This window comes from Robertmurraya sp. DFI.2.37 (assembly GCF_029211245.1).
Taxonomy (GTDB): Bacteria; Bacillota; Bacilli; order Bacillales; family Cytobacillaceae; genus Robertmurraya; species Robertmurraya methanolica_A.
In genome coordinates this window covers 1-25,051 of sequence record NZ_JARGEJ010000058.1, presented here as the reverse complement: position 1 = coordinate 25,051, position 25,051 = coordinate 1, and the positions used below count along the sequence as shown (strand labels likewise).

The following is a 25,051-nucleotide window of genomic DNA, read 5'->3' as shown; positions in this document are numbered from 1 at the left end:
AAGAAATGGGAAGGCGGACATATCCAACAATGGGCTATGGTCATGAATCAACTGTTAATTCATGACCACCTGAAGAATCGTGTAAAGAAGTATCTAGAATAACTTACACACTTTTCTTGACAAACCCTTTATTTATAGACATAAAAACCTTCTTTCCCTATAAAAAAATTAAAAAATGTAGATTCTTTGTATTGAGAGATTTCTGAATCTAATTCTCTTTCACCTTCAAATAACTTAACCTTTTTAACAAATGAATTTTCACCACATTCATCTGTTTCTATTATCATTTTATAAGTCTTACCTATTTTAATGAGATGATTAATTGTAAACTCTATTTCCCTTATTACCATCCTTCTATATGAATATAATACTAAAATATATAGACCTAATAATAGTCCAGCTATTACCTCGAACATGTTTTAACCATCCTTACAAGTTTTTTAGTAAAATTTCGTTTCTCCACTCAACAAATTTGGTAACATAAATTCTTACTTTGCCTTTAAATAGATTATTTTAGTAAGTGAAAAGTAGCGTTCAAAAAGAATATATGCTCTAACCTCTACAGAAGTAGAATATCGTCCTTTGATTTTTTCAAAGGACGATATTTACGAAATAATCCTCAAAACGATTTCAGCATTATTAAATTACTATATAATCAACTTTTACATTCTGTCCCCACATAAATATTTTTTTCGCCCTTTTTTCTTTCAGGCTTAAATAGCCTTTCCTAAAGGATATGCAACTTCTTATTGAGAAATCTGTAATCAGAAAAGCTATTCAGTTGTTGCACGGCAATTGCGTTCACTAAAGCTTGTAGAACAAGTTCTGTCGTCATTGATGTTGAAAATGATTAGCATACGATTTTCTTCAATTGTAAATCTAGGATAGAAGCTAAGTAGCTTGGCACTTTTTTGGTCGTTAGATCAGACTTAATTCAAAAAAGATTATTCCGAAGAACATACCTAGTATACATAAAGCGAAGTAAAGCAATTTAGTTTTCAAGTTTTGATTATTAAACACCATAGCAGAATAATGATAAACCCAATAAATAATGGGTAGTAAAATTAGTAAACAAAAAAAAGATTCTTTTGAAAAACCAAATTGAAACTCCTTATTTATTTCAGTAATAAAAAAGAACAGTCCACCTATTACAAAACCAATCGTATAACTACTAAAACATAAATGAGATAGCGTTTTATCTTTTTTTATTTCCATGCTCTACTCCACCCATATCTATTTAAATATCCTAACCAACTATACACAAATATGATCCTATGTCTCCCCAAGTAAATTGGTACCTAGTGTTTTTTAACTTATACAGAAAAATCATTGAATCCTTTTCTGGTCTTTCACTCGAAAATCATTTATGAGACTATTTAAAAAACTCTAATATTACTCAATTTCATAATAGCTCACTTCAAGTATTTGTAGAAGAGAGCAGCAAATAATAGAAAATGATAACGACAAATTAAGAATTAGAAAAAGGTGATTGAAGGAACAGAATATATTCCTTCTTGTATGCGTTGCAAACAACCTTAAAAAAGAAAGTAAAGTTCACAAATTATTCTTTGATGACTAATTTAAGTAAGCGACACCTTGTTAATCTGAAACCCTTGAAGAAGTCTTGCTTCACAGACGTGTAAGTAGAGAGTAATCCTAGTCCAGCTCGACATATATCCTCCGAACTGCAAACTTTCTAAAGGTAAATTGGTTTCCGCCATTCTCTTCAGAAACAAAAAAAGCATTGAGATAAATATACTCTCAATGCCTTAGCTGACATGTGCCAGCTTTTTGTTAATGATTATTCATCATCCTGCTCTTCAAGGAAGGTGTTTAACATTTCTTCAATTAAATCCCACTCTTCTTCTGTCTCAATCGGCTGAAGATCACCGTCATTTGTGTCTTCGGATGGGACAAATGCGGAAGCATGGATTTCAATTTCCTCATCGTCTGAATCATCTTCTCCAATTGGATAATACAGAACGTAAGACTTTCCAAATTCATCTGAATCAAAGGTAAATAAGATTTCGCATAGCTGCTCGTTTCCTTCTTCATCAATTACTGTAATGTTATTATCACCGTGGTTCATTTTTTCACCTCATCAATTTTTTTGACTGTCTAAATAACCTTGTAAAATCATGACAGCCGCCATTTTGTCGATCACTTTTTTACGCTTTTTACGACTCATATCTGCCTCAAGAAGCACTCTTTCAGCTGCCATCGTTGTTAGCCGTTCATCCCAGTATACAACGGGGATGCTATAAAGCTTCTCCAACTCGGTTCCGTAGAATTGACTAGCTTCACCCCTTGGACCGATCGAGCCGTTCATATTTTTCGGCATGCCTACAATGATTTTTGTTACATCGTAGTCTTTAATAATTTTGCCAATTTGCTCAAAACCAAACACGTTTTCTTCTTCATTTATACGAATGGTTTCCAAGCCTTGGGCAGTCCATCCTAATTCATCACTAAGTGCGACGCCGACTGTTTTAGAGCCGACGTCAAGTCCCATCATTCGCATATATTACGATCCCTCACGTTGACGTTTCAAATAAGATTTCACGAGTTCTTCAATAATCTCGTCTCTTTCAAGCTTGCGAATGATATTTCTCGCATCTCGATGACGCGGTATATAGGCCGGATCTCCTGACAGTAGGTAACCAACAATTTGATTTATGGGATTATACCCCTTTTCTTGAAGAGCTTCATACACTTCAAAAAGAACTTCTTTTACGTCGTGTTCAAAGGGCTCCTCCGGAAAACTAAATCTCATTGTTTTATCAAATGAGCTCATGGTATGCACCTCGCTTTTCTTCTTTCACGAATCATTGGTAAAGTTGGTTTGCACATAAGAGTGATTTTTTTCCGAAAATCATTAGCTTATAAATGGTGCACAATCTGCTTGTCCAGGCTCGTTCGTCCAATTTAGCCACCATGCATAAAATAGAGCTTCTCTATTATACTGCATCAACCTCATAATGACACATCTCAAGTTAAAAACGAACAATTTAACACTAGAATCTTTAATTTCAAGACGATGTTCGTTTTTTCATTTACCTTCGTACATTGTGATATGGACTCTGTTACCTACATTTTACACTACTTTACTACAAGATCAAAAAGATTTCACAAATTCTTCGACAGATGCAAGTGCCTGATCAAGCTTGTTCGGATCTTTGCCGCCAGCCTGTGCCATATCCGGTCGGCCACCACCGCCACCACCGCAGCGTGTTGCCACTTCCTTGACAATCTTTCCTGCATGATAGCCTTGATCGATTAAATCTTTCGTAACAGCAGCAATGATATTCACTTTATCATCGTTTACGCTCCCTAAAACTAAGATCGCTGAACCAAGCTTTTGCTTTAGGTCATCTGCCATGTTGCGAAGCTGATTCATGTCGACACCTTGTACCTTTGCAGATAGAACTTTAACACCATTTACTTCTTTCACTTGCTCAACAAGACTTCCAGCTTCAATATTACCCAATTTCGAAGCAAGAGATTCATTTTCTCTTTGTAATTGTTTCATTTCCTGCAGCAATCCATCAATACGATTAGCTACCTCTTTTGGATTTGCCTTTAGTTTAGCAGCGGCAGATTTTAATACGGTGATCTGCTCATTCATTTGTTGATATGCGGCTTCCCCTGTCACTGCTTCAATTCGTCTCGTACCAGCGCCAATTCCACTTTCAGAAACAATTTTAAACAAGCCGATCACAGAAGAATTCGGAACATGGCATCCACCACATAATTCTAAGCTGTAATCACCAACCTGAACAACGCGGACGATATCACCGTATTTCTCCCCGAATAGAGCCATTGCTCCCATTGCCTTTGCCTCTTCGATTCCTTTATAGTCTATATTTACAGTAAGGCCTCGCCAAATTTTCTCATTCACGATCGTCTCAATTTGCTCAAGCTCTTCCGCTTTTACTTGCCCAAAATGGGAGAAATCAAAACGGAGACGATCCGCTTCTACAAGGGAACCTGCCTGATTAACATGCGGCCCTAATACATCCTTTAACGCTTGATGCAGTAAATGGGTAGCTGTATGATTTTTAATAATTTTATTGCGATTTAATTCATTAACCGTTGCAATGACTTCCATCTTTTCCGTTAATGTTCCTTCTACAACGACTGCTCGATGAAGGTTTTGACCATTCGGTGCTTTTTGGACATCCTTGATTAAAACCTTAAGTCCGTTCCCTTCAAGTGACCCTTCATCAGCAATTTGTCCACCGCTTTCCGCATAAAATGGAGTTTCATCGAGAATAACCTGTATCTCTTCCCCTGCTTGTGCTACTTGAACGAGCTGTCCATCTTTGACAATTGCCAAAACGGATGCATTCGTTTGTAGTTTATCATAACCAATAAACTTGCTGTCTACTTTAATATCTCCTAACACGCCGCCTTGAACCTGCATCGAATCAACATCTTGTCTAGCAGCACGTGCACGTTCCCTTTGTGCTTCCATTTCAAGCTCGAAACCGTCATGGTCCACTTTCATGCCTTCTTCTTCTGCATACTCTTCCGTTAGTTCAACTGGAAAGCCATACGTATCATATAAGCGGAAAACATCTTTTCCTGAAATGGTTTCACTTCCATTCTCTTTTTCCTTTTTCATGATAGAAGCTAATATATTTAAACCTTCATGGAGCGTTTCATGAAAGCGTTCCTCTTCGTTTTTAATTACTTTTTGGATAAATTCTGTTTTGTCCTTAACCTCAGGATAGAAGTCAGCCATGATTTCGCCAACGACCGGAACTAATTCATACATAAATGGACGGTTAATATTAATTTGCTTCGCATAACGAACAGCACGGCGAAGAAGACGACGTAAGACATATCCCCGGCCCTCATTAGATGGAAGTGCACCGTCTCCAACAGCAAACGCTACTGTACGGATATGATCAGCAATAACTTTAAAGGCAACATCTGTTTCTTCCTGCTGACGATATGTTACACCCGAGATCTCTTCCGTTGCCCGAATAATCGGGATGAATAAATCAGTATCAAAATTAGTTGGCACATCTTGAACGACGGAGGCCATCCGCTCTAGTCCCATTCCTGTATCAATATTTTTCTTTGGCAGCGGTGTATAGGTTCCATCTGGATTATGGTTAAACTCAGAGAACACAAGATTCCAAACCTCTAAATAACGATCATTCTCACCACCAGGATATAATTCAGGGTCCTTTGGATCATTTCCGTATTTTTCACCACGATCGTAAAAAATCTCTGTATTTGGACCACTTGGTCCTTCCCCAATATCCCAGAAGTTCCCCTCCAAACGAATAATTCGTTCTTCAGGCACGCCGATCTTTTTATGCCATAATTCATAGGCCTCGTCATCCTCTGGATGAATCGTAACCGACAAGCGCTCCGGCTCAAAGCCAATCCATTTCTCGTCCGTTAGAAATTCCCACGCCCATTCGATTGCTTCCTCTTTGAAATATTCACCAATGGAGAAATTTCCGAGCATTTCAAAGAAAGTATGGTGTCGAGCTGTTTTCCCAACATTTTCAATATCGTTCGTACGAATTGATTTCTGCGCATTAGTAATACGCGGATTATCTGGAATCACACGGCCATCGAAATATTTCTTTAATGTCGCAACCCCAGAGTTAATCCAAAGTAGTGATGGATCATCATGAGGCACAAGAGGTGCACTCGGTTCAACTGAATGACCTTTTTCCTTAAAAAAATCTAAGAACATGCGGCGAATTTCAGCACCAGTAAGGTTTTTCATTTATAATTCCTCCAATTTTATATTTTTACAATTAGGCTGAATCGCAAATGATGCTCATCTAAGTACTGACGCCATGAAATGAGCAAAATCTACAACTACAACGTTGCCTCTAAATAAAAAAAGCCCTCATTCCTAAACAGGGACGGGGACTATGCCCGCGGTACCACCCTGATTACGAATGAAAAGCCTCATTCATCTCTCAAATCCCTTTAACGCAAGGTTACGGCAGAGATTAGTCTGCATTCTGGATTAGCTTTCTGTCACCCTTCATCTAGAATTTCTTTCAGCCAAGGAAATTCCTCTCTATATAGATGGACTGCAACATACTTCTTTCCTTCATCATGTTTTCCTATTGATTCCTATATCGCATTATAGCGAGTAAATTTTACATTTGTCAATGCTTTATCCTTGTCTGTTTTCATCTTGATTATTGCTTTTCACAAATAGCCTTTTTTTCGTTTAAAAACGTTTGCCCGCATTTTCACTTCTATTGAGTTTTTGAGTAGTCATGATTTCACACGGTCATTTCGCTCCCTTATTTCAACATATAGAAAAAACAAAGATATTGTGGAGCACAACAAGGTTCTATCCCTTTAGTCTTGTTTGAACAAAATGGTTTCTGGAATGCAAAAGAATCACTTTTAATATTGCAAGAATCGGCACACCGAGAATGAGCCCGATTATACCACCCATTTCGCCGCCGGCAAAAAGTGCAAGCATAATCAGCAATGGGTGCATATGAAGGCTTTTCCCAACAATAAGAGGTGATAATATATTCCCTTCTAAAAACTGGAGGATAACAACGATAATGACCGAGGTAATGACCATTTTCATTGACATCGTTGCTGCAATAATTGTGATTGGTACAAGGGCGATAATCGGTCCAAAATAAGGAATAATGTTCGTAATCCCTACGATTACACCAAGCAGCAGTGGATATTTCATATCAACAAACCAAAATAAGAACGCCGCTATTGTTCCAACCGAAGCACCTACTAAAATTTGTCCACGAATATATCCTCCTAATGATTCATCGACATCTTTTAAAAACTGAACGCCCTTTTTCCTCCATTTTCTCGGCGTTAAATACCAAGCTGCTTTTTTGATTAAGTCGACATCCTTTAACATATAAAAAGTAATAAACGGAATAAGCGCAATCATAATCATCGAATTCAAAATTCCTACAAGATAATCTAAAAGTTTCGTGAGCATTCTATCAACCGCTTGTTCAGCTGCAATAATACCTTCATCAACACGCTCTTGGAACCCTTCAGGCCACGCGGAAGTTTGCTCCTGTATTAAGATAACCCAGCTCCGATACTGGTTTGCAAATTCAGGGGCGCTGTCGACTAAATCTCGAAGTTGAAGGATGAAGGCAGGCAAACCTTTATAAATAGCAAAGGCGATCCCTCCAAAAAAAAGCAAATAGATAATTAAAATCGAGAGCCAGCGCGGAAAATAATTCTCATGAAGTTTTTCCACGATTGGATGTAGTAGATAAGTAATAAACGCTGAAATGATGAACGGTGTAAAAATCACCGCAACCATATCAATAAAAGGAAGCCAAACTGGTTTTAGTTTAAAAAAAACATAGATAAGAACAAACAATAATAATAAAAAAGTAAATCGATAAATCCACCTCAATCGATTATCCATCCCCCTACCTCCTTATCGTTAGTGTGGAAGCCTCAATGGAAAATATACGAAAGAGATAAAAAATCCCCCCTTTACAAAGGGAGGAACAAGACAATATGAATTAAAGAATGTAGCGACGTACATCCTCGTCGAAAAGATCGTCTAGCGAACTTAAGGAGCCGTCCTCTTCAACTTGATGCGTATTGATCATGCCTTGGGACACAGATAACTCAATAAAGCAGTTCCAGCAATAGTATTGATTGATTCCGATCTTACCAATATCTTTACTTTGACAATTAGGACAACTAAACATTGAAAAAGACCCCTCTTATCTAAAATTATGATTGTATATTTACGATAATGGCGTCTTTCCCAATTTTAGGTGGAGCATCGCTTTTAAAAACCCGCTTCCCTTCCGTTATATCAGCAAAGAAGCCATCCGAACATTCATACCCTAAAATTGTTCCCAGCTCCTCATGAAAATATACATCCTGAAGAATGCCCAACTTTTCACCTTCAGCTGACAATAACGGTTTTCCAACTAGTTTTTCTCTTCCATCAAGAATATGATAAGATCCTTTTACCGGCTGGAAATTCACATCATCTTCCAGCATAATCCCATCTGTTCCAAAAGAGGCTATAGCATGTAAAGGAATGAGCCATGCCTTTTTTATGAGCGCACCCTTTTTTACTAAGATGCCCTCAATTTCGCCATTCTCCGCTAAACAAATATCACACACTTCTCCTTTTTTTTCTCCAGAGCTCTTTACATAGATCGGCAGACCCTTTAATAATGATACTGTTCGCAGGAGCTATCCCACCTTTCCGAACAGTAATAGTTTCTGCAGGTTATGAAGAATCATTAAAAGAAAGGTTTACCAAAAGATGATGTATTTCTTGGCGTGAGCAGGGCATTGATGTGGTGTTTTCTTAAGTGCATGTCAGATTTGACAATATTTGTGGAAAATAATCGGATTAGTAATCGTTAACTCAGCTTTAAAATAAAAATAGAGCACCAACTCGGCACTCTAAATTTCCTCCAGCTCCATAAAATCATAAGGGGTTACATTTTCCATCCCAATGAGCGGATCGATATCCACTATTGAGTCTTCATATAAAACAGGCTCTGTCTTTGTCTCTAGGTTAACATCCTTGGAACCTGCCATATCCTCAGGATCATCGCTTTTCCCTATTGCCTCTTTTAATTTTTCTTGTAGGGAGGTTAATCTTGTCTGTTCATCAACTCTTCCGATTGCCATTCGCAATGCTTCTTCTTCACCACATAAAATAAGAGAACTTTTGCTTCTTGTAATCGCGGTATAAATAAGATTTCTTCTCAGCATGCGATAATAGCTTTTCACAATTGGAAGAATGACGATTGGAAATTCACTCCCCTGAGACTTGTGAACAGAACAGCAATAGGCATGAGTAATTTGCGTTAAGTCTTGGCGTGTATATGTCGCCTCAATTCCATCAAACGAAACAATAACCATATCTTCTTTTTCCGTATTTTCCTTGGCTGTAAAAATCGAAACAATTTCGCCAATGTCACCATTGAAAACATGATTTTCAGGTTGATTAACGAGCTGTAGCACTTTGTCGCCAATACGGTATTTAACATCGCCGAATCTTAATTCTTTTCTCGATCCGTCATCATTATCATTAAAAATCTGTTGGACAATTTCGTTCAATTTATCAATTCCAGCTGGCCCTTTATACATTGGTGCCAACACCTGAATATCCCGTTGCGTATAGCCTTTTTTCTTAGCGTTCTCAGCCACCTTTTCGACAACTTCACCAATTTGACCTGCATGACAACGAATAAAGGAGCGATCCTTTTGCGGCTTCAGAATATCATCTGGAAGTCGCCCATGCTTAATGCTGTGTGCCAACTCAATGATGGAAGAACCTTCCTCTTGCCGATAAATGTCCGTTAACCTTACCGTCGGAATTCGCTTAGATTCAAGTAAATCTTTTAGTACTTGCCCAGGTCCAACGGACGGTAGTTGATCCTCGTCACCGACAAGTATGACTTGAATATGATCTGGAAGTGCCTTAAATAATTGATTGGCAAGCCATATATCGAGCATTGATGTTTCATCGACAATCAATATCTTTCCTTCAAGAGGCTCGTCCTCGTCACGGCTAAAGCCTTCTACTCCATTCCAGCCTAATAGCCGATGAATCGTTACCGCAGGCAGTCCTGTCGATTCGCTCATTCTTTTGGCAGCTCGTCCGGTAGGGGCAGCCAATAAAAAAGGAAACGGTTCTTCATCCTTATAATCTTTTGGATCCAACGAACAGCCGTGCAATTCTCCGTATAGCTCAACGATTCCTTTAATGACCGTAGTTTTTCCAGTACCAGGGCCTCCCGTTAAAATTAACATCGGTGACATTAAAGCAGTTTGTATCGCCTCTTTTTGCGTAGGCGCATATTGAACCTTTAATCTCTCTTCCAGTTCTCCTAATGCCAAAAGAAATTCAGATTCTGGAAATTGTTCATCATAATCCTTTTGCTCAAGAATGCGCTTTATGTTCGAAACAAGACCTTTTTCGGAAAAATAAAGGGAGGGAAGATAAATTTTCTTATCTTCAATGATAATTTTCCCCTCTTCTTCAAGTTTAAGCAATTCATTGGAAATATCCGTATACTCAATCGTATCTCGCTTATTTTCTTCTAAAAGCCTTTTCACACTAACGAGAAGATGTTTGGCTGGAAGATAGACATGCCCTGTTTGCATACACTCATTTTCTAATACATATAAGCAGCCAGCCTTGATTCTGTCCGGGTGGTTGCCGGAAATTCCGATTTGATAGCCAAGTTCATCAGCGCGGCTAAAACCAATCCCCTCAACATCCTCAACAAGCTTATACGGATTCGATTGAATAACCTCTACCGTTAACTCCTTATAGGTTTGATAAATCTTCATCGAGATTTGCGGCCCAAATCCATATTGGTTTAAAGCAATCATCGCTTGCTCTAAACCTTGATTTTCCATTAGTGTGTCATATAATTCCTTAGCTTTTTCAGAAGGAAGCTTCGGGACAGTATCCAAAATGGAAGGCTGAGAAAGAATGCGGGAAATTGCATCTTCGCCCAATGTTTCCACAATGTTTGCTGCTGTCTTTTTTCCAATCCCTTTAAACAAATCACCAGATAAATAAGCGATCACTCCTTGTTTCGTTTGCGGAAGCTCCTTCCGGAAGTGCTCTGCTTGAAACTGCAGTCCAAACTTTGGATGATCCTTCATTTGACCATAAAAAATGTATGTTTCTTCCTCATGAACCTTTGGAAAATAACCAGTAATAACCGCTTCTTTATCTTTATAATTTTCATTCGTATCCTCAACACGAATTCTCAACACCGTATAAAGGTTTTGTTCATTATGGAATATGGTCACGAGATGCTTCCCTTTTATATATTTGCTTTCCTCGTTAAACAAATCCAGCTTTTCCTGTTCTGGCAAAGACTCTCCCTCCTTGCTGTTAAGCATTTAGCAAAGATTTTTTTATTGCTCTTTTTCCAATAGCTTTTTACCGTAGCCTGCTAACATATGGTCTGGTTGTATCTCCAATGCCTTTTCAAACATCTCCATCGCTTTAACGCCATTCTCTTTGTATCCATAGGCAACACCTATATTATAATAGGCGTCGGCATGTTTTGGATCCAATTGCACACAGCTTGTAAATTGGGCAATCGCTTCATCGATTAATTCTAAGCCTGCCAAGCAAAGGCCATATTGGAAACAGGCCTCTGCGTCATCGGCATTTAATTCAACAGCACGTTGAAGATATGGCAAAGCTAGACGAGGCTGTTCAAGCTGAGCAAGGGTTAAGCCGAGCATGAAATAGTTGTCACTGGATTCCAAACCTTGCTGCATTGCTTTTTCAAACATTTTTTTTGCTGCATCAAGATCGTCGTTTTCGAAATAAAGATTGCCCGCACTGTAATAGGCTGCTGCTGCACGATCGTCAAGTTCAATCGCTTTTTCAAAAAAAGATAATGCTTTGTCATTTTCGCCAACTGCCGCAAGGACATTGCCAAAATTAATATAGGAGACAGCATCCTTTGGATTCTCCTCAATGGCTTCCATAAAAATTTTCGCTGCTTCTTCCCATTTTCCTTCTTGCATATATTGTATACCTTGTTGGTTTTTATCCATTATTTTCACTCCCATTGTCAAAAGTATAGCATATCTTATGTACGGCAAAAACGAAATCAAGCGCAGGAATCGCGAGCACCGTTTTTGTTGAAACCGTATACTCATGTCCTTCAGCACACCTCTTATGATTCACTTCTAGTTTTTTAGTAATATCGATGCTAGACGTATGAAAGGGTGCCCCAAAAGCAATGCTTTTTTTGGACACCCTTATTCCTTAATTTATATTAGCCAACGTAAGTGAGTCGTTCTGCATCTTTGTAGATCTCGTCTATCGTTCCTCCACCAAGACATTCATCCTCATTGTAAAAAACAACAGCTTGCCCAGGTGTTACGGCACGAATTGGTTCATGGAAGACTACTTTTACTTTGCCATCCCCTAAAGCTTGTACAGTCACATGGTTATCTGGTTGACGGTATCTGAACTTCGCTGTACATTGAAACGATTCTGGCTTAGGTTCATTTGAGATCCAGCTTACACTGGAAGCAATAATGGAATCTGAATAAAGTTTTTCATTGTGAAAGCTTTGTCCAACAAATAAGACATTGCGCTTCAAATCTTTCCCAATCACAAACCACGGTTCACCGGAACCACCAATTCCAAGTCCATGTCGTTGACCGATTGTGTAATACATTAATCCATCATGCTTGCCAACTACTTCTCCATCAAGAGTTTCCATATTGCCTGGTTGTGCAGGTAAATAGTTACTTAAAAACTCTTTGAAATTACGTTCTCCAATAAAACAAATTCCAGTGCTATCTTTTTTCGTAGCTGTAGCTAAACCTGCCTCCATCGCAATTTCCCGCACCTTTGATTTTTCAATATCGCCAATTGGGAACATTACCTTTTCTAATTGCTCCTGTGAAAGTTGATTTAAAAAATAAGTTTGATCCTTATTTTCATCAATACCACGGAGCATTTTAACTTCTCCATCCTTGCGGTCAACACGAGCATAATGACCGGTAGCTAAATAATCCGCACCGAGATTAAGGGCATGCTCTAGAAAAGCCTTAAACTTAATCTCTTTATTGCACATAACATCCGGATTCGGTGTCCGTCCTGCTTTATATTCATCTAAGAAATATGTGAATACCTTGTCCCAATACTGTTTTTCGAAGTTAACAGCATAGTAAGGAATTCCAATTTGATTGCATACACGAATCACATCGTTATAATCTTCCGTCGCTGTACATACTCCGAACTCATCTGTATCGTCCCAATTTTTCATAAAAATTCCGATGACATCATATCCTTGCTGTTTCAACAATAATGCTGCCACAGATGAATCGACTCCACCGGACATCCCTACAACAACACGTGTGTCCTTCGGATCCTTCATCAATTTCTTTCACCTCACTTGCCCATTGCAATTATTTATTTGTTAACCGCTTCACAATTTCTGCTGTCGTCTCCGCAACCTTTTGAATCTGGTCAGCAGTGTTATAAAGACCAAAGCTAAAGCGGATAGAATTTCGCAACTTTTCGGATTGGCTACCGAACATCGCAACCAGGACATGTGATGGATCAATGCTGCCGGCCGTACAAGCTGAACCACTTGAAGCAGCCACTCCTGCTAAATCTAAATTAACAAGCATTGCTTCGACATTAATACCTGGGAAGCTTAAGTTTAAAACATGAGGGAGAGAATTTTCAAGTGATCCGTTTACGGAAAACTCGATCTCCTGAATTTTTAGTGTATTGATCAATATTTCTTTATAGTGCTGATACTCTTTTACCTTCTTATCTCTTTCAAGTTGGGCTACTTTTACCGCTTCTTGAAAACCAGCGATTGAAGCGACATTTTCTGTGCCTGCACGTCTTTTTCTTTCTTGCTCACCGCCAAAAATAAGAGGAGACACTTTCACGTCATTACGAATATATAAAAATCCAATACCTTTTGGTCCGTTAATTTTATGGGCCGACACGCTTAATAAATCAACATGTAACTCTCTGACATCGATATCCACTAATCCGTATGCTTGTACAGCATCTGTATGAAACAGGGTCCCGTGGCTAGATAGCAGCGCGCCAATTTCTTTTATCGGCTGCAAAGTTCCGACCTCGTTATTTCCATACATAATCGAAACAAGAATCGTATCTTCGCGCAAAGCTTTTTTTAATTCAGCAATTGAAATCGCTCCTGTAGAATCAACAGGCAAATATGTTACTTCAAAGCCTTTTTTCTCCAGCTGCTGACAAGTATGCAAAACAGCATGATGTTCAATTTGCGTCGTGATAATGTGGTTTCCTTTGTCTTTATTCGCTTCAGCAACGCCGATCAAAGCATAATTATCTGCTTCCGTTCCACCGCTCGTCATGATGATTTCATTCGGATGGGCGTTTATACTTTTGGCCAGCTGAGCTCTTGCCTCATCAACAATATGTCTAGCTTCACGGCCATAAGCATGGATGCTTGATGGGTTTCCGTATTGCTGACTCATCACTTTTATCATCACTTCAATCACCTGCGGATGCATCGGAGCAGTGGCAGCATGATCTACATAAATCCGTTCCAATCTCGTTCACCTACTAACATAGCTCTTAAGCTTATTATTCCCATTTTAACAAATGGCTTTGTTATATGTTGATGTTTGGCTCTATTTTCTCTGACCTTTCAAGTACTAAAAAGGCGTGTAAAACCTTGGTCTCACTCGAAATGAGGACATATTATTTGTTCACCAATATTATTTAACAAGGCCTTAAATATAAAACATATATGCGTCAGACTCTCCATCATCTGTATGATTCGCTAAATCCTCTAACGTTGTGTTCTCTAAAACGTCCTTCACTGCATCGCGAATCCGTATCCATAACTCCCGTTTCGCCGGTTCTTCATCCTCAATGCCTTCAACCGGAGTAATCGGCCCCTCTAATACACGAATAATATCCCCAGAAGTAATTTTCGACGGTTCATCTGCTAATACATAGCCACCGTACGCACCTCGAATGCTTTTAACTAAGCCTGCATTTCTTAAAGGGGCAATTAATTGCTCTAAATAATGTTCTGACAAATCATTGGCTTGGGCAATCGCTTTTAAGGAGATTGGTCCATCTCCGTGCTTTTTAGCTAATTCGATCATGATCGTCAACCCGTAGCGTCCTTTTGTTGAAATTTTCATAAACTCGCACCTCGTTTTGATTCAGTTTTTGAATGTTCTACCATCATCTTCTTTTCTTTTAAAGAGGACAGCCAGTATTCTGTCAATTTGTGGCATTGAGGCAGACAAATGCCTGCCAACGGTCCAATCAATAAGCCGATGACGATCGTGCCCCAAAAGATTGGTCCGCCGAGCCACCAACCGACAAGGAGGACTAAAATTTCCATCACACCTCTTACATTGCGCACTTTCCAGCCCGTTTTTGATGTCAAAGCAATCATGAGACTATCTCGAGGGCCTGCACCAAATTGCGCTGAAATGTAAAGTCCCATTCCATATCCATTAAGTAGTAAACCAATCGTAAACATGAGCAGTTTGCCCATCAGTCCCTCTGGTGTATGTAAAAATGGAAGGAGAAAATACATATCAATAAAGAGACCAACAAGAATCATATTTAAGAAAGCTCCAACTTGTGGAAATTCCTTTGATATAATAGCAGCGGCTAGTAAAATAAACATGCCGACAATCACTGACCAGCTACCAATTGTTAAGCCTAATTGATAGTATAACCCTACGTGCAGTACATCCCAAGGTGTGGCTCCTAAGTCTGCTTTAATCAATAATACAAGACCTAAAGACATAATTAATAATCCTAAAATATATATAGCAAATCTTGGACCCACTTGCCCTTTTCTTCGATTTCTCATCGCTGTTATCCCCATTCTTCAACACAGATGATTCGTTTACCGAAGGACCCATGCTATCTTTCATATAAATATTACCAAAAACCTGATTAATTTGATAGGCAATAGCCATTATAGCACAACTTCATGAGTCATGCGGATAAGACAAGCTAGATTTTTAACTCCTTTAAGCTCTGACATCATGGCAAGTGGAAGAAAGTTCTCCTGCTACCATCGTTTCATATGCAGAACCCCTTTTCATTACGGCGTGTGAAATCAAGGTTTAGCACAAAAAGAACCAAAAATCTTTTTACCCCATCCTCCCTCATCAGTATGCAAATGTATGTTCCACATGTTATGGTTAAAGAAATAAACCACTTTGAGAAAATGGAGAGATTGGAATGAATGTAAAGCCCCTTGCCTTTCGTATGAGACCGAGAACAATCGATGAAATCATCGGCCAGAAACATCTCGTTGGAGAAGGAAAGATCATTCACCGCATGGTTAAAGCGAAACAACTTTCCTCAATGATCCTCTATGGACCGCCGGGAATTGGAAAAACTTCTATCGCCAGTGCGATTGCAGGGAGTACTCAATTTGCTTTTCGCATGCTAAATGCGGTGACCAATAATAAAAAAGACTTAGAAATTGTTGCAGCCGAAGCGAAAATGTCTGGTAAGGTTATTTTGCTTTTAGATGAAGTTCATCGACTTGATAAAGGAAAGCAGGATTTCCTTCTCCCCCATCTTGAAAATGGTTCGATTGTTTTAATTGGAGCAACGACAAGCAATCCATACCATGCCATTAATCCGGCGATTCGCAGCCGCTGTCAAATTTTTGAACTGAAGCCGTTAGAAAGTGGAGAAATTGTTGCAGCATTGAAGCGGGCAATAGCAGATCAGGAAAGAGGACTTGGTCACTACCTGATCGATATTTCTGAGGAAGCACTGCTCCATCTCGCAACAGCTTCGAATGGCGACGTTCGCAGTTCCTTAAATGCACTTGAACTTGCCGTTGTTTCAACAGAAAAGGATAAGAACGGAACGATCTATATTGACCTTGCTGTCGCAGAGGAATGTATGCAAAAGAAAAGCTTCACCCATGATAAAGACGGCGATGGACACTACGACGTGCTCTCCGCCTTTCAAAAGTCTATTCGCGGCAGTGATGTCAACGCTGCCCTCCATTACTTAGCCCGCCTCATTGAAGCTGGTGATTTACAAAGCATCAGCAGGAGGCTGCTTGTTATTGCGTATGAGGATATTGGCCTTGCCAGTCCCCAAGCAGGGGCGAGAACCCTTGCTGCAATTGAAACAGCAGAGCGAGTTGGATTCCCTGAAGCACGAATCCCCTTAGCCAACGCGGTAATTGAACTTTGTTTATCACCTAAATCAAATTCAGCAATCATCGCCATTGATCAGGCGATATCCGATTTACGCAAAGGAATCAGCGGGGAAGTTCCCGATCATTTAAAGGACGCCCATTACAAAGGAGCAGCAGAACTAGGTCGGGGCCTAGAATATTTGTATCCTCATGATTATGAAAATGGCTGGGTCAAACAACAATATTTGCCTGATCGTATTAAAAATAAAATCTATTATGAACCAAAACGAACAGGGAAGTTTGAACAAGCTTTAGCAAATGTCTATGAAAACCTATTAAAAAAGGGATGAGCCAAGAGCGCTTTCAAAATTATTAAAGTTCAAATTACCCCTGCAATGCTTATTCTAACATGCTTTCCTTAGTGCTCAAGCTCCGTGCAAACGATAAAGGAACCCTTGGAAGCCTGCGCTGCTACCGACTCCAGTTTACTTAATCGTAGTGAGTTGTAAGAATAAATCCAATGTTCGTTAGGTTTTAGCTGCTTCTTAGACTTGATTCACTTTAAAAACCAAAAAACCGCATTGTGCGGTTTTTTGGTTTAACTATGCTGCGACATCGCGCTTTTTAAAAACAAGATGGGCAAGTAATTGAAATAGGATAAAATAAACTACAAGAACGATAATCGAAAACGGCAATGTCATTCCTTCCACTAGTGGATAACCATCAAAATATTGCGTTAAGTCAGTATTAGCAAATAAAATATATTTCGCCCAGTCGTATTTCATTGCAACTAAGCTTGTAAGCTGTGCTCCAGTAAACATAAGGAAAAGTGAAATTCCAATCGCCAATGAGCTGCTTCTAAAAACGGCTGAAATCATAAATGCCATCGTTGCAAGCATGAGCATATTAACAGAGTTTAAACCGTAGGAATTTAATAAATGCATGAACATACTTTGTTCAGTTACTGTTCCTTGATGATAGTTTAAATACGGACTAGCATGCTCAGGTCCCCCAAATAAAATAAAACCAAGTAAAGTTGAGTAACTAAAACATAAAGCAACAACAGATAGAGCAAAAATGAGAACAGTTAAATACTTGGCCACTAAAATTCTTGACCTGCTTACAGGTCGGATAAGCAAAAGCTTTATCGTACCCCAGTTGAATTCACTGGCGACGATTCCCGCCGCAATGATAATTGTAAACATTCCTGCTAACTCGATAATCGATACATTATCGCTGACAAATTCCCAAACAGAATACGCGCTGTTTGGAGACAGCCCATGTTCAATACGATATTCATTAATCGCTATTTGCCGCTTAAAATAAGTAATTTGTGATTCTGGAACCTGACCTTCTAGCTCTTCAACCTGCCTTTGCAAGTTTGTGTTTTCCAACTGCAAGCCTTGCTTCCATTCAGAATTATCTGGAACTGTCCCACCACTTTCCTGATATTTTACAAAGGCTCCTACAACCGTCACAATTAAGATAAGTAACCCTATCATTACATATGTTCCAGATCGCTTGAATATCTTTAACAATTCATTTTGAACTAATTTATACATGGGCCACACCTTCTTTTTCTTTTGTAATCTCTAGGAATCGCTCCTCTAAAGATTTTGTCACTTCTTCTATTCCGTATAACGAAATATCTTCACTGACAAAAATCTTCACAACAGCTGGAATTTCCTCTCTTGTCATCGCCATAGTCACTCCCACAGATGTTATCTCAACTGAGAGCTGAGGATGTGATTGTTTAAGAAGCTCTTTTGCTTTCTCCTTTTCAATAAGTTCAAATTGATATACTTTTTCGGCCCCATTAATGAAATCATGAACAAATTGGACATCCACTAACTTACCTTGCTGGATAATCCCGATTCGATCACACATCATCTCCATTTCCGATAATAAGTGACTGGATACGATGACAGCCATATTTCTTTCCCGTGCAAGCATCCTGATATGATCTCTAATTTCTCTAATTCCAGCAGGATCGAGTCCATTTGTCGGTTCATCCAAGATTAACACGTCTGGATCATGGAGCAAGCATTGTGCTAAACCAAGACGCTGTCTCATCCCGAGAGAATAAGTTTTAACCTTGTCTTTAATTCTATCCGTTAAGCCAACTAATTCTACAACCTCATCAATTTTTTCCTTTGTAACCTTTGCAGACATCCTGGCAAAATGGAGAAGATTATCATAGCCACTCATAAATTTATACATTTCCGGGTTTTCTACAATTGCTCCTACATGACTTACTGCTTTTTCAAAATCGGTCCGAATACTGTGTCCTGCAATTTTGATATCTCCTTCAGTAATTCCAATCAACCCAACGATCATCCGAATCGTTGTCGTTTTACCCGCACCATTTGGGCCAAGAAAGCCAAAAACCTCTCCTCGATTGACCTCAAAGCTGATTTGGTCGATAATTTTCCTACCTTTAATTTGTTTTGTCACATTTTGAATTTCAATTACCGCTTCCATTGTTAGCTCCTTTTAAGCAAAAATTTTTTTCATCCACTCTAACACAGACAGCCCTTTTGATTCTCGCAGCTCTTCCACATTTTCTATAGCAACGATTTGACCGTTTTGAATGGCAATCACCTCATCGAGAAGCATCTCAATTTCATCGATTTCATGTGTCGCAATAATAACCGTTTGCTTGTTAAAATCGATATAGGACAATAACCCTTTAACAATCGATTCTCTGACCATTGGATCAAGACCTGAAAACGGTTCATCCAATAAAAGAACAGGGGCGGTGCGAGCTAAAGTGAGAACAAGCTTCACTCTCCCACGATTTCCCTTTGAGAGCTGCTTTAGCTTTTTCTTTGGGTCCAGCTTCATAAAAGCCAATAGCTCATTGGCCCTATCCATATTAAAATCAGGGAATTGGGAAGCTGAGAATGCGATCATATCTTTTACAGTAAAGGATGGATAGAAAAAATCAAGCTCTGATAAATAGGCGACGTCTTTCGCAATTTTTCGTTCTACCTTTTTTCCATTTACTGTAATGGAACCACTTGCAGGAAAAACAAGACCTGCTATCATTTTTAATGTTGTTGATTTGCCACTACCGTTCGGCCCTATAAACCCATAAATCTTTCCTTTTTCCAGTGAAAAGGAGATACTTTCTACAGCCGCTTCACCAGCGTACTTTTTTGACACTTCCTCAACCTTTATCATTTTCCACCCTCCCTATCAATATAATTTTGCAAGCCCTTCAGCATTTCTTCCTGTGTGAACCCTAATTCTTTCATATTGTGAACAAAAGCAGCTATCATATCGGTTTGCAACTTCTCTTTTAAATCGACAATAACTTCATTAACTTCCGTGACGAATGTTCCTTGTCCTCTCCTCGATTCCACGATTTCCATCCTCTCCATTTCACTATACGTTCTCTGAATGGTATTTGGGTTCACACCAGTTTTAATTGCCATTTCTCTGACTGATGGAAGCTTTTCACCCGGCTTGATATCTCCCCGAACAATTTGGTGACTAATTTTATCAACAATTTGCATATAAATAGGTTTAGATGCTTGAAAATCTTCCATTCTGCTACACCTCCACTTTCCTTTCTAATAACAAAACAGATATTAGAAATACTGCGATCGCCGTAACAACATGTAGAGCAATGGAAACTAAATTAATCTGACCAACCGTCCCTGTCATATCAACGAATTGTGAACTAAAAATATTAAGTTGCACTGTCCCTTTTTCTTGAATGACCTCGAACACTTTCGTTTCTGCCAGATAATTGCTAACCGTACTAATTACAATCCATACGACTAGTAAAACAAGCCAGCGAATTCTACTTAGAAATGGGATCCCCTTTAAAGAATGATAGAGTGTCCAGTAAAATAGCAACCAAACGCTAATATAAATTCCAGTTAATGTAACGCCACCAATAACAAGCAAGAGATGATTATTTAACACCTCATTCATACCGTACAGGTCTTCGGAAATCTCCGTCGTTGAAATAGCAAATTGCAACAATAGAAAGGTCGCTAGCAGTGAAGCGGAGTAATATGTCAAGGCCGCTCCCAATTTAGATAAGAAAAGCTTTATTCCACCGTTTGGGTTGTGAAGCCATAATTGACTTTGCCCCTCTAATTGCAATGAAATAAATAATATTACAGGTAGATATAAGACATGCAGAACCAATATGGCAAAAAAGAATATGAGCGGTACAAGTGGTTCCCCAAAATATCCCCTTAACCCATAAGCAAATACCACAATTAAAAACAAAAGACCCATTCCAATTAGAAAATTGCCTTTCGATATTTTTAAATCCTTTAAATACAAACCTTTAAATGCTGACATAATAACTCCCTCCTTGTGACTTAGTGTTCTAGTTAAATAATACACTGATACTTTTAATAAAGCAACATAAATTTACTTTATTTTTCAATGTTAAGAAATTACGACACTTTACATAGATTCGATTTCTTTCGGTGACGATAAGAATAAACAACATCCGTTAAGGAGTGAAGATATGAAGAACAAAAGGGAAAAATGGACAGACGAAGACCATCATCTATTAAAAAAAATTGTACTTGAACATGTGCAATTAGGAGCCACCAAAACGGCTGCTTTTAAAAAAGCTGCATCCCTCTTAGGAAGAACACCTGCGGCCTGCAGTCACCGCTGGAATCATGTTTTATGTAAGGAGGAAAAGACTTCCTCCACTCCAACAGCGCAACTCCAACTTCCCGCACCTGAAAAAAGTGCCCCTCCAGCGTCAGACCCTTTAACATTGGATACCGTTGTTCAATTTTTACAAGCTTTAGCACAGGAAGAATCACATGCAGCGCTCACTGAGGAACATAAAAAACTAAAAGCAGAACAAGTTGCTCTAAAAAACAAGGCGGCGGCTTTAAAAAAATTATATAACGAGAAAAAAGAACAAAATCAGAAGCTGACGCGGCAATACGAAACAATTGCTAGAATTTTAAGCGAAACTGAATCTCTTTTAGGAGAGCATATTGTTCATTAACGAGGGGATGACGTTTTTTTATGGTCCAAACGAGGCTGTGAGGGCAAATTTCACTAGTATCTGTCTTCCGCTTCTTCAGTGGACAGTACGAATCACCCTATTCTTTCATACAAACTTTCTCAGAGGGTCTGCCTTCATTAAACAATTACTTTAATACAACAAAGAAAAGCAAGTGGGGAAAAATGAGGACATTTTCTCCACTTGCTTTAGCTAAGAATATTTGGCAATAAGGCTCTAGACAGCTTCATGCCATGCTAGTAATAATATTTGCAAACCCTATGTACTCTCGCTTTGTCCACTTTAGACTAATTTTCATCCTTTACTCGCTGAATTTTAATATCTTTTAATAATTCTCTAACGACATAGCTCGCCATAATTAATCCCGATACAGACGGTACAAAGGCATTCGATGCTGGTGGCATTTTCGCTTTTCTAATTGGAGCATCCTCTTTACCAACAACCTTCCTCACATCCTCACGAATAACGACAGGGCTCTCATCTGAAAACACAACTGGAATTCCTTTTCGAATCCCTTCTTTTCGTAATTTTGTACGGATGACTTTAGCAATGGGGTCGGTGTGCGTTTTCGAAATATCAGCAATTTGAAAACGAGTCGGATCCATCTTATTCGCAGCACCCATGCTTGAAATAATCGGAATATTTCTCATTAAACATTCCTTCATTAAGTGAATTTTATAAACAATCGTGTCAGAAGCATCGACAACAAAATCAAGTCCATACTCAAATATTTGCTCATACGTTTCTTCCGTATAGAACATTTTTAAAGCAATAACCTCACACTCAGGATTAATGTCTTTAATTCTTTCTTTCATTAAATCCGCTTTCGGTTTTCCAACTGTAGAAAGAAGGGCGATGATTTGTCGATTGACATTCGTAATATCAACATCATCTTTATCAATTAAAATAAGACGTCCCACTCCAGAACGAGCCAATGCTTCAGCGGCAAAGGAACCTACTCCGCCAATTCCCAATACTGCCACTGTACTCTTTTTCATAATTTCTAATCCTTCTGTTCCAATGGCAAGTTCATTTCTAGAAAACTGATGTAACATCTATTAACCACTCCATATTTAGTTTAAAAACGTTTTGGTTCTATTTTTACCCGTAAAAAATATACCATACTTTAACCCATTTAGCATCTAGAGGTTAAAATTAAGATTCATTTCACAGCATGAATTGAGCAAAAATACCATTGAAGTATGGTACCATTAGAGAGCTATGATAGTCAGGGAGGAAGGAAATCATGAAAGCCATATTGAAAAACTACCGCTTCCCAATTATACTACTGAGTTCGGTCATTATCGGAAGCATATTAGGAATCAGCATGGGTACACAGGCAGAAGTTATCAAACCTTTAGGTGATATCTTTCTAAATTTGATGTTTACACTTGTAGTGCCTTTAGTCTTTTTTGCAACTACATCGGCCATTGCAAATATGGGAAGTGGGCAACGATTTAAAAAAAGTCATGTCATCTACATTTATAGTTTTTTTAGGGACAGGTCTAATTGCAGCCTTAGTGATGGTTGGAGCAGTAAAAATGTTCCCAGGTGCAACAGATATGAACGTTGAATTAACTAAACCAGAGTCTATCGAATCTATCTCAGCAGGAGAACAACTTGTAGGAATTTTTACAACCGACAGCTTCATCCAATTATTTAGTAGGGAACATATGCTAGCTCTTATATTCTTCTCATTACTGCTTGGTTTTGCTATAACGACAGTGGGAGAAAAAGCAAAACCCCTTGCAAATTTGATGAATGCCGGAACACTCGTCTTAACAAAAATGGTCAATTTAGTTATGTATTACGCCCCGATTGGATTAGGATCCTATTTCGCTTATTTAGTAGGAACATTTGGGACAGATTTGCTTGATACATACATGAAAACAGCTATTTTGTATTTTGTCGTGGCAGCAGTATTTTTTGTAATCGCTTATACTAGTTATGCATTTCTATCAGGTGGAAAAAAAGGAATTAAATTATTTTGGAGAAATACGCTCTCTCCAACCATTACTTCCTTAGCAACCTGTAGCAGTATGGCGTCTCTTCCTGTAAATCTTGAAGCAACAGAGAAGATGAAAATTCCAAAGGATATACGAGAAACCGTTATTCCACTTGGAGCTTCCATGCATAAAGATGGTTCTGTCTTAGGTGTCATCTTAAAAATCGCTGTCCTATTCAGCGTCTTCAATATGGATTTCTCTGGTTTTGGGACAATTGGACTCGCGATGTTAATCGCGGTTCTTGGAGGAACGGTAATGGGAGCTATTCCAAGCGGCGGGATGATCGCTGAGATGTTAATCATCAGCTTGTATGGTTTTCCAATGGAGGCACTACCGATTATTGCCGCCATTAGCACCATCATCGATGCACCGGCAACTGCCTTAAACGTAACAGGAGATAACGCTTCTGCCATGCTGGTTTCAAGAAGGGTGGAAGGTAAGAATTGGATGGAAAAAGTCGAAGAAGTTTGATCCTTTATAAATCTCAATGAAATTTTAGATAGTATGGTACTGGGGAGGCAGCTTCCAAAAGCTTAGCTTTTGGGGAACCTCTTTTTTATTCCCTCTATTCTCAGCACGGAAGGCGGTGCTTTCCGCGGGCGAGGCCGATCCGCTTTTCAGTGCCCTTCCCAGGAGTCGTCGCCTTCCGTTCCAAAGGATACACATAAATTTTTGGCATAAATTAAGTCACCTCAACCTACTAACCATAAAAGGCGATTTTCTTATATACAAGAATCATCCGCAACTGGCCAACTAGTTTTTGCCGTGAAGTCCTCATTCCAGACACACCTAAGCCGAATGGCTGATTTAGCAGGAGAAAGAATGAATCCAACTCTACTTTCTCTACACAAACGTGGTGAGCGTCCATCCTATCACCTTAAAATGTTAAAAGTGATCCTTTACGCGTACTGTAATCAGATTTACACTTCTCGTCGAACCGAAAGCAAATTTCAAGTGGTATTCAGGAATCAAGAACCTGGGTTTCAAACTAGCAATCACATCCACAAAAAAGGAAAATTCTCCCTTTTATCCACTATCAAATAATCAAAAATACCAAAACCTCCACAAGAGAAAAAGCTGATATCAAAAAGTCTTTTCTAACGTCCTTTTGACACAGCACTTTCTTAGTTTGACAAGTAAACGTATTTAGTATTAAAAGGCTTTATTAAACCATATTACTGATATAACGATTTTTGGCTCATTTCGTATAGGATCAAGGTTTAAATGAAATAAGCGAGAAATCAACACTAATAAAGCCTAAGAAAAACCGGGCAAAAACCGCCCGGTCCCTTTTTGTCTAGCGAATATCCGAAATTTTATACTCTATACCGTGTACTCCTTTGTAATACTCGGGATACATTTCTCCTCCGCATTTTTCACACGAA

23 protein-coding genes, 1 pseudogene and 1 other annotated feature are annotated in these 25,051 nt (G+C 38.8%); of the genes and pseudogenes, 3 read left to right on the top strand and 21 right to left on the bottom strand.

Annotated elements, in window-relative coordinates; genetic code table 11:
• Positions 1–128: 128 nt before the first annotated feature.
• The 15 genes from PZE06_RS21230 to PZE06_RS21160 all read right to left on the bottom strand — a co-directional run bounded on the left by PZE06_RS21230 (position 129) and on the right by PZE06_RS21160 (position 15,350).
• Positions 129–416, bottom strand: a complete 288-nt coding sequence (locus tag PZE06_RS21230; RefSeq protein ID WP_151025796.1) for a hypothetical protein — start codon at positions 414–416, stop codon at positions 129–131.
• A gap of 502 nt (positions 417–918) precedes the next feature.
• Complete coding sequence (locus PZE06_RS21225; RefSeq protein ID WP_151025795.1) at positions 919–1,215, bottom strand: hypothetical protein; 297 nt, start codon at positions 1,213–1,215, stop codon at positions 919–921.
• A 586-nt stretch (positions 1,216–1,801) separates the two neighbouring features.
• Positions 1,802–2,089 (bottom strand): DUF1292 domain-containing protein, encoded by a 288-nt coding sequence (locus tag PZE06_RS21220; protein WP_095306967.1) that lies wholly within the window; start codon positions 2,087–2,089, stop codon positions 1,802–1,804.
• Between the two features lie 12 nt (positions 2,090–2,101).
• On the bottom strand, positions 2,102–2,521 hold the full coding sequence (ruvX, locus tag PZE06_RS21215) for a Holliday junction resolvase RuvX (protein WP_151025794.1): 420 nt from the start codon (positions 2,519–2,521) through the stop codon (positions 2,102–2,104).
• Between the two features lie 3 nt (positions 2,522–2,524).
• Entirely contained in the window at positions 2,525–2,794 is a 270-nt protein-coding gene (locus PZE06_RS21210) for an IreB family regulatory phosphoprotein (protein ID WP_095306982.1), read from the bottom strand.
• Between the two features lie 321 nt (positions 2,795–3,115).
• A complete protein-coding gene (gene alaS, locus PZE06_RS21205; protein ID WP_151025793.1) occupies positions 3,116–5,749 on the bottom strand; it encodes an alanine--tRNA ligase in 2,634 nt (877 codons plus the stop codon).
• A 135-nt stretch (positions 5,750–5,884) separates the two neighbouring features.
• Positions 5,885–6,098: a binding site (T-box leader), on the bottom strand.
• A gap of 236 nt (positions 6,099–6,334) precedes the next feature.
• Positions 6,335–7,405 (bottom strand): AI-2E family transporter, encoded by a 1,071-nt coding sequence (locus PZE06_RS21200; RefSeq protein WP_151025792.1) that lies wholly within the window; start codon positions 7,403–7,405, stop codon positions 6,335–6,337.
• A gap of 100 nt (positions 7,406–7,505) precedes the next feature.
• Positions 7,506–7,697: a hypothetical protein gene (locus tag PZE06_RS21195; protein WP_151025791.1), complete on the bottom strand. Its 192-nt coding sequence runs from the start codon at positions 7,695–7,697 to the stop codon at positions 7,506–7,508.
• A gap of 25 nt (positions 7,698–7,722) precedes the next feature.
• Positions 7,723–8,193, bottom strand: coding sequence for a PRC-barrel domain-containing protein (locus tag PZE06_RS21190; RefSeq protein WP_151025790.1), 471 nt, complete (start codon positions 8,191–8,193; stop codon positions 7,723–7,725).
• Positions 8,194–8,412: 219 nt separating this feature from the next.
• Positions 8,413–10,878, bottom strand: coding sequence for an SF1B family DNA helicase RecD2 (recD2, locus tag PZE06_RS21185; protein WP_483314081.1), 2,466 nt, complete (start codon positions 10,876–10,878; stop codon positions 8,413–8,415).
• 15 nt (positions 10,879–10,893) lie between these two features.
• Positions 10,894–11,547 (bottom strand): tetratricopeptide repeat protein, encoded by a 654-nt coding sequence (locus PZE06_RS21180; protein WP_151025788.1) that lies wholly within the window; start codon positions 11,545–11,547, stop codon positions 10,894–10,896.
• Positions 11,548–11,771: 224 nt separating this feature from the next.
• The gene (mnmA, locus tag PZE06_RS21175) at positions 11,772–12,887 is read right to left on the bottom strand and encodes a tRNA 2-thiouridine(34) synthase MnmA (RefSeq protein WP_151025787.1); all 1,116 of its coding nucleotides are present in this window, start codon (positions 12,885–12,887) and stop codon (positions 11,772–11,774) included.
• 28 nt (positions 12,888–12,915) lie between these two features.
• Entirely contained in the window at positions 12,916–14,061 is a 1,146-nt protein-coding gene (locus PZE06_RS21170) for a cysteine desulfurase family protein (protein ID WP_151025786.1), read from the bottom strand.
• A gap of 183 nt (positions 14,062–14,244) precedes the next feature.
• Positions 14,245–14,664 (bottom strand): cysteine metabolism transcriptional regulator CymR, encoded by a 420-nt coding sequence (cymR, locus tag PZE06_RS21165; protein WP_151025785.1) that lies wholly within the window; start codon positions 14,662–14,664, stop codon positions 14,245–14,247.
• Positions 14,661–15,350, bottom strand: coding sequence for a YczE/YyaS/YitT family protein (locus tag PZE06_RS21160; RefSeq protein ID WP_151025784.1), 690 nt, complete (start codon positions 15,348–15,350; stop codon positions 14,661–14,663). Before PZE06_RS21160 ends, cymR begins: the two co-directional genes overlap by 4 nt.
• Positions 15,351–15,727: 377 nt before the next feature.
• Here PZE06_RS21160 and PZE06_RS21155 point away from each other — a divergent pair, with 377 nt between their 5' ends.
• Positions 15,728–16,999 carry a replication-associated recombination protein A gene (locus PZE06_RS21155; protein WP_151025783.1) on the top strand — a complete coding sequence of 424 codons (1,272 nt, stop codon included), beginning with the start codon at positions 15,728–15,730 and terminating at the stop codon, positions 16,997–16,999.
• Positions 17,000–17,251: 252 nt separating this feature from the next.
• On the opposite strand, the gene PZE06_RS21150 is transcribed toward PZE06_RS21155, so the two are convergent.
• The 5 genes from PZE06_RS21150 to PZE06_RS21130 are packed head-to-tail and all read right to left on the bottom strand — an operon-like array spanning position 17,252 to position 20,969.
• A complete protein-coding gene (locus PZE06_RS21150; RefSeq protein WP_151025782.1) occupies positions 17,252–18,211 on the bottom strand; it encodes an ABC transporter permease in 960 nt (319 codons plus the stop codon).
• Positions 18,204–19,130, bottom strand: coding sequence for an ABC transporter ATP-binding protein (locus PZE06_RS21145; RefSeq protein WP_151025781.1), 927 nt, complete (start codon positions 19,128–19,130; stop codon positions 18,204–18,206). Before PZE06_RS21145 ends, PZE06_RS21150 begins: the two co-directional genes overlap by 8 nt.
• A 12-nt stretch (positions 19,131–19,142) precedes the next feature.
• Positions 19,143–19,832, bottom strand: coding sequence for an ABC transporter ATP-binding protein (locus tag PZE06_RS21140; protein WP_151025780.1), 690 nt, complete (start codon positions 19,830–19,832; stop codon positions 19,143–19,145).
• The gene (locus PZE06_RS21135) at positions 19,829–20,200 is read right to left on the bottom strand and encodes a GntR family transcriptional regulator (RefSeq protein WP_095307069.1); all 372 of its coding nucleotides are present in this window, start codon (positions 20,198–20,200) and stop codon (positions 19,829–19,831) included. Before PZE06_RS21135 ends, PZE06_RS21140 begins: the two co-directional genes overlap by 4 nt.
• A 4-nt stretch (positions 20,201–20,204) precedes the next feature.
• The gene (locus tag PZE06_RS21130) at positions 20,205–20,969 is read right to left on the bottom strand and encodes a hypothetical protein (RefSeq protein WP_151025779.1); all 765 of its coding nucleotides are present in this window, start codon (positions 20,967–20,969) and stop codon (positions 20,205–20,207) included.
• 172 nt (positions 20,970–21,141) lie between these two features.
• Between PZE06_RS21130 and PZE06_RS21125 the strand changes: the two genes are divergently transcribed.
• Positions 21,142–21,642, top strand: coding sequence for a Myb-like DNA-binding domain-containing protein (locus tag PZE06_RS21125; protein WP_151025778.1), 501 nt, complete (start codon positions 21,142–21,144; stop codon positions 21,640–21,642).
• A gap of 305 nt (positions 21,643–21,947) precedes the next feature.
• On the opposite strand, the gene PZE06_RS21120 is transcribed toward PZE06_RS21125, so the two are convergent.
• Positions 21,948–22,715 (bottom strand): tRNA threonylcarbamoyladenosine dehydratase, encoded by a 768-nt coding sequence (locus PZE06_RS21120; RefSeq protein ID WP_151025777.1) that lies wholly within the window; start codon positions 22,713–22,715, stop codon positions 21,948–21,950.
• 203 nt (positions 22,716–22,918) lie between these two features.
• Here PZE06_RS21120 and PZE06_RS21115 point away from each other — a divergent pair.
• A pseudogene (locus PZE06_RS21115) lies at positions 22,919–24,137 on the top strand (dicarboxylate/amino acid:cation symporter).
• Positions 24,138–25,051 lie beyond the last annotated feature (914 nt).

What these genes read in the sequence shown, in the direction of transcription:
- PZE06_RS21230 (WP_151025796.1), bottom strand. Translation starts at nt 416, where the DNA reads ATGTTCGAGGTAATAGCTGGACTATTATTAGGTCTATATATTTTAGTA.
- PZE06_RS21225 (WP_151025795.1), bottom strand. Translation starts at nt 1,215, where the DNA reads ATGGAAATAAAAAAAGATAAAACGCTATCTCATTTATGTTTTAGTAGT.
- PZE06_RS21220 (WP_095306967.1), bottom strand. Translation starts at nt 2,089, where the DNA reads ATGAACCACGGTGATAATAACATTACAGTAATTGATGAAGAAGGAAAC.
- ruvX (WP_151025794.1), bottom strand. Translation starts at nt 2,521, where the DNA reads ATGCGAATGATGGGACTTGACGTCGGCTCTAAAACAGTCGGCGTCGCA.
- PZE06_RS21210 (WP_095306982.1), bottom strand. Translation starts at nt 2,794, where the DNA reads ATGAGCTCATTTGATAAAACAATGAGATTTAGTTTTCCGGAGGAGCCC.
- alaS (WP_151025793.1), bottom strand. Translation starts at nt 5,749, where the DNA reads ATGAAAAACCTTACTGGTGCTGAAATTCGCCGCATGTTCTTAGATTTT.
- PZE06_RS21200 (WP_151025792.1), bottom strand. Translation starts at nt 7,405, where the DNA reads ATGGATAATCGATTGAGGTGGATTTATCGATTTACTTTTTTATTATTA.
- PZE06_RS21195 (WP_151025791.1), bottom strand. Translation starts at nt 7,697, where the DNA reads ATGTTTAGTTGTCCTAATTGTCAAAGTAAAGATATTGGTAAGATCGGA.
- recD2 (WP_483314081.1), bottom strand. Translation starts at nt 10,878, where the DNA reads ATGCTTAACAGCAAGGAGGGAGAGTCTTTGCCAGAACAGGAAAAGCTG.
- PZE06_RS21180 (WP_151025788.1), bottom strand. Translation starts at nt 11,547, where the DNA reads ATGGATAAAAACCAACAAGGTATACAATATATGCAAGAAGGAAAATGG.
- cymR (WP_151025785.1), bottom strand. Translation starts at nt 14,664, where the DNA reads ATGAAAATTTCAACAAAAGGACGCTACGGGTTGACGATCATGATCGAA.
- PZE06_RS21160 (WP_151025784.1), bottom strand. Translation starts at nt 15,350, where the DNA reads ATGAGAAATCGAAGAAAAGGGCAAGTGGGTCCAAGATTTGCTATATAT.
- PZE06_RS21155 (WP_151025783.1), top strand. Translation starts at nt 15,728, where the DNA reads ATGAATGTAAAGCCCCTTGCCTTTCGTATGAGACCGAGAACAATCGAT.
- PZE06_RS21150 (WP_151025782.1), bottom strand. Translation starts at nt 18,211, where the DNA reads ATGTATAAATTAGTTCAAAATGAATTGTTAAAGATATTCAAGCGATCT.
- PZE06_RS21145 (WP_151025781.1), bottom strand. Translation starts at nt 19,130, where the DNA reads ATGGAAGCGGTAATTGAAATTCAAAATGTGACAAAACAAATTAAAGGT.
- PZE06_RS21140 (WP_151025780.1), bottom strand. Translation starts at nt 19,832, where the DNA reads ATGATAAAGGTTGAGGAAGTGTCAAAAAAGTACGCTGGTGAAGCGGCT.
- PZE06_RS21135 (WP_095307069.1), bottom strand. Translation starts at nt 20,200, where the DNA reads ATGGAAGATTTTCAAGCATCTAAACCTATTTATATGCAAATTGTTGAT.
- PZE06_RS21130 (WP_151025779.1), bottom strand. Translation starts at nt 20,969, where the DNA reads ATGTCAGCATTTAAAGGTTTGTATTTAAAGGATTTAAAAATATCGAAA.
- PZE06_RS21125 (WP_151025778.1), top strand. Translation starts at nt 21,142, where the DNA reads ATGAAGAACAAAAGGGAAAAATGGACAGACGAAGACCATCATCTATTA.
- PZE06_RS21120 (WP_151025777.1), bottom strand. Translation starts at nt 22,715, where the DNA reads ATGTTACATCAGTTTTCTAGAAATGAACTTGCCATTGGAACAGAAGGA.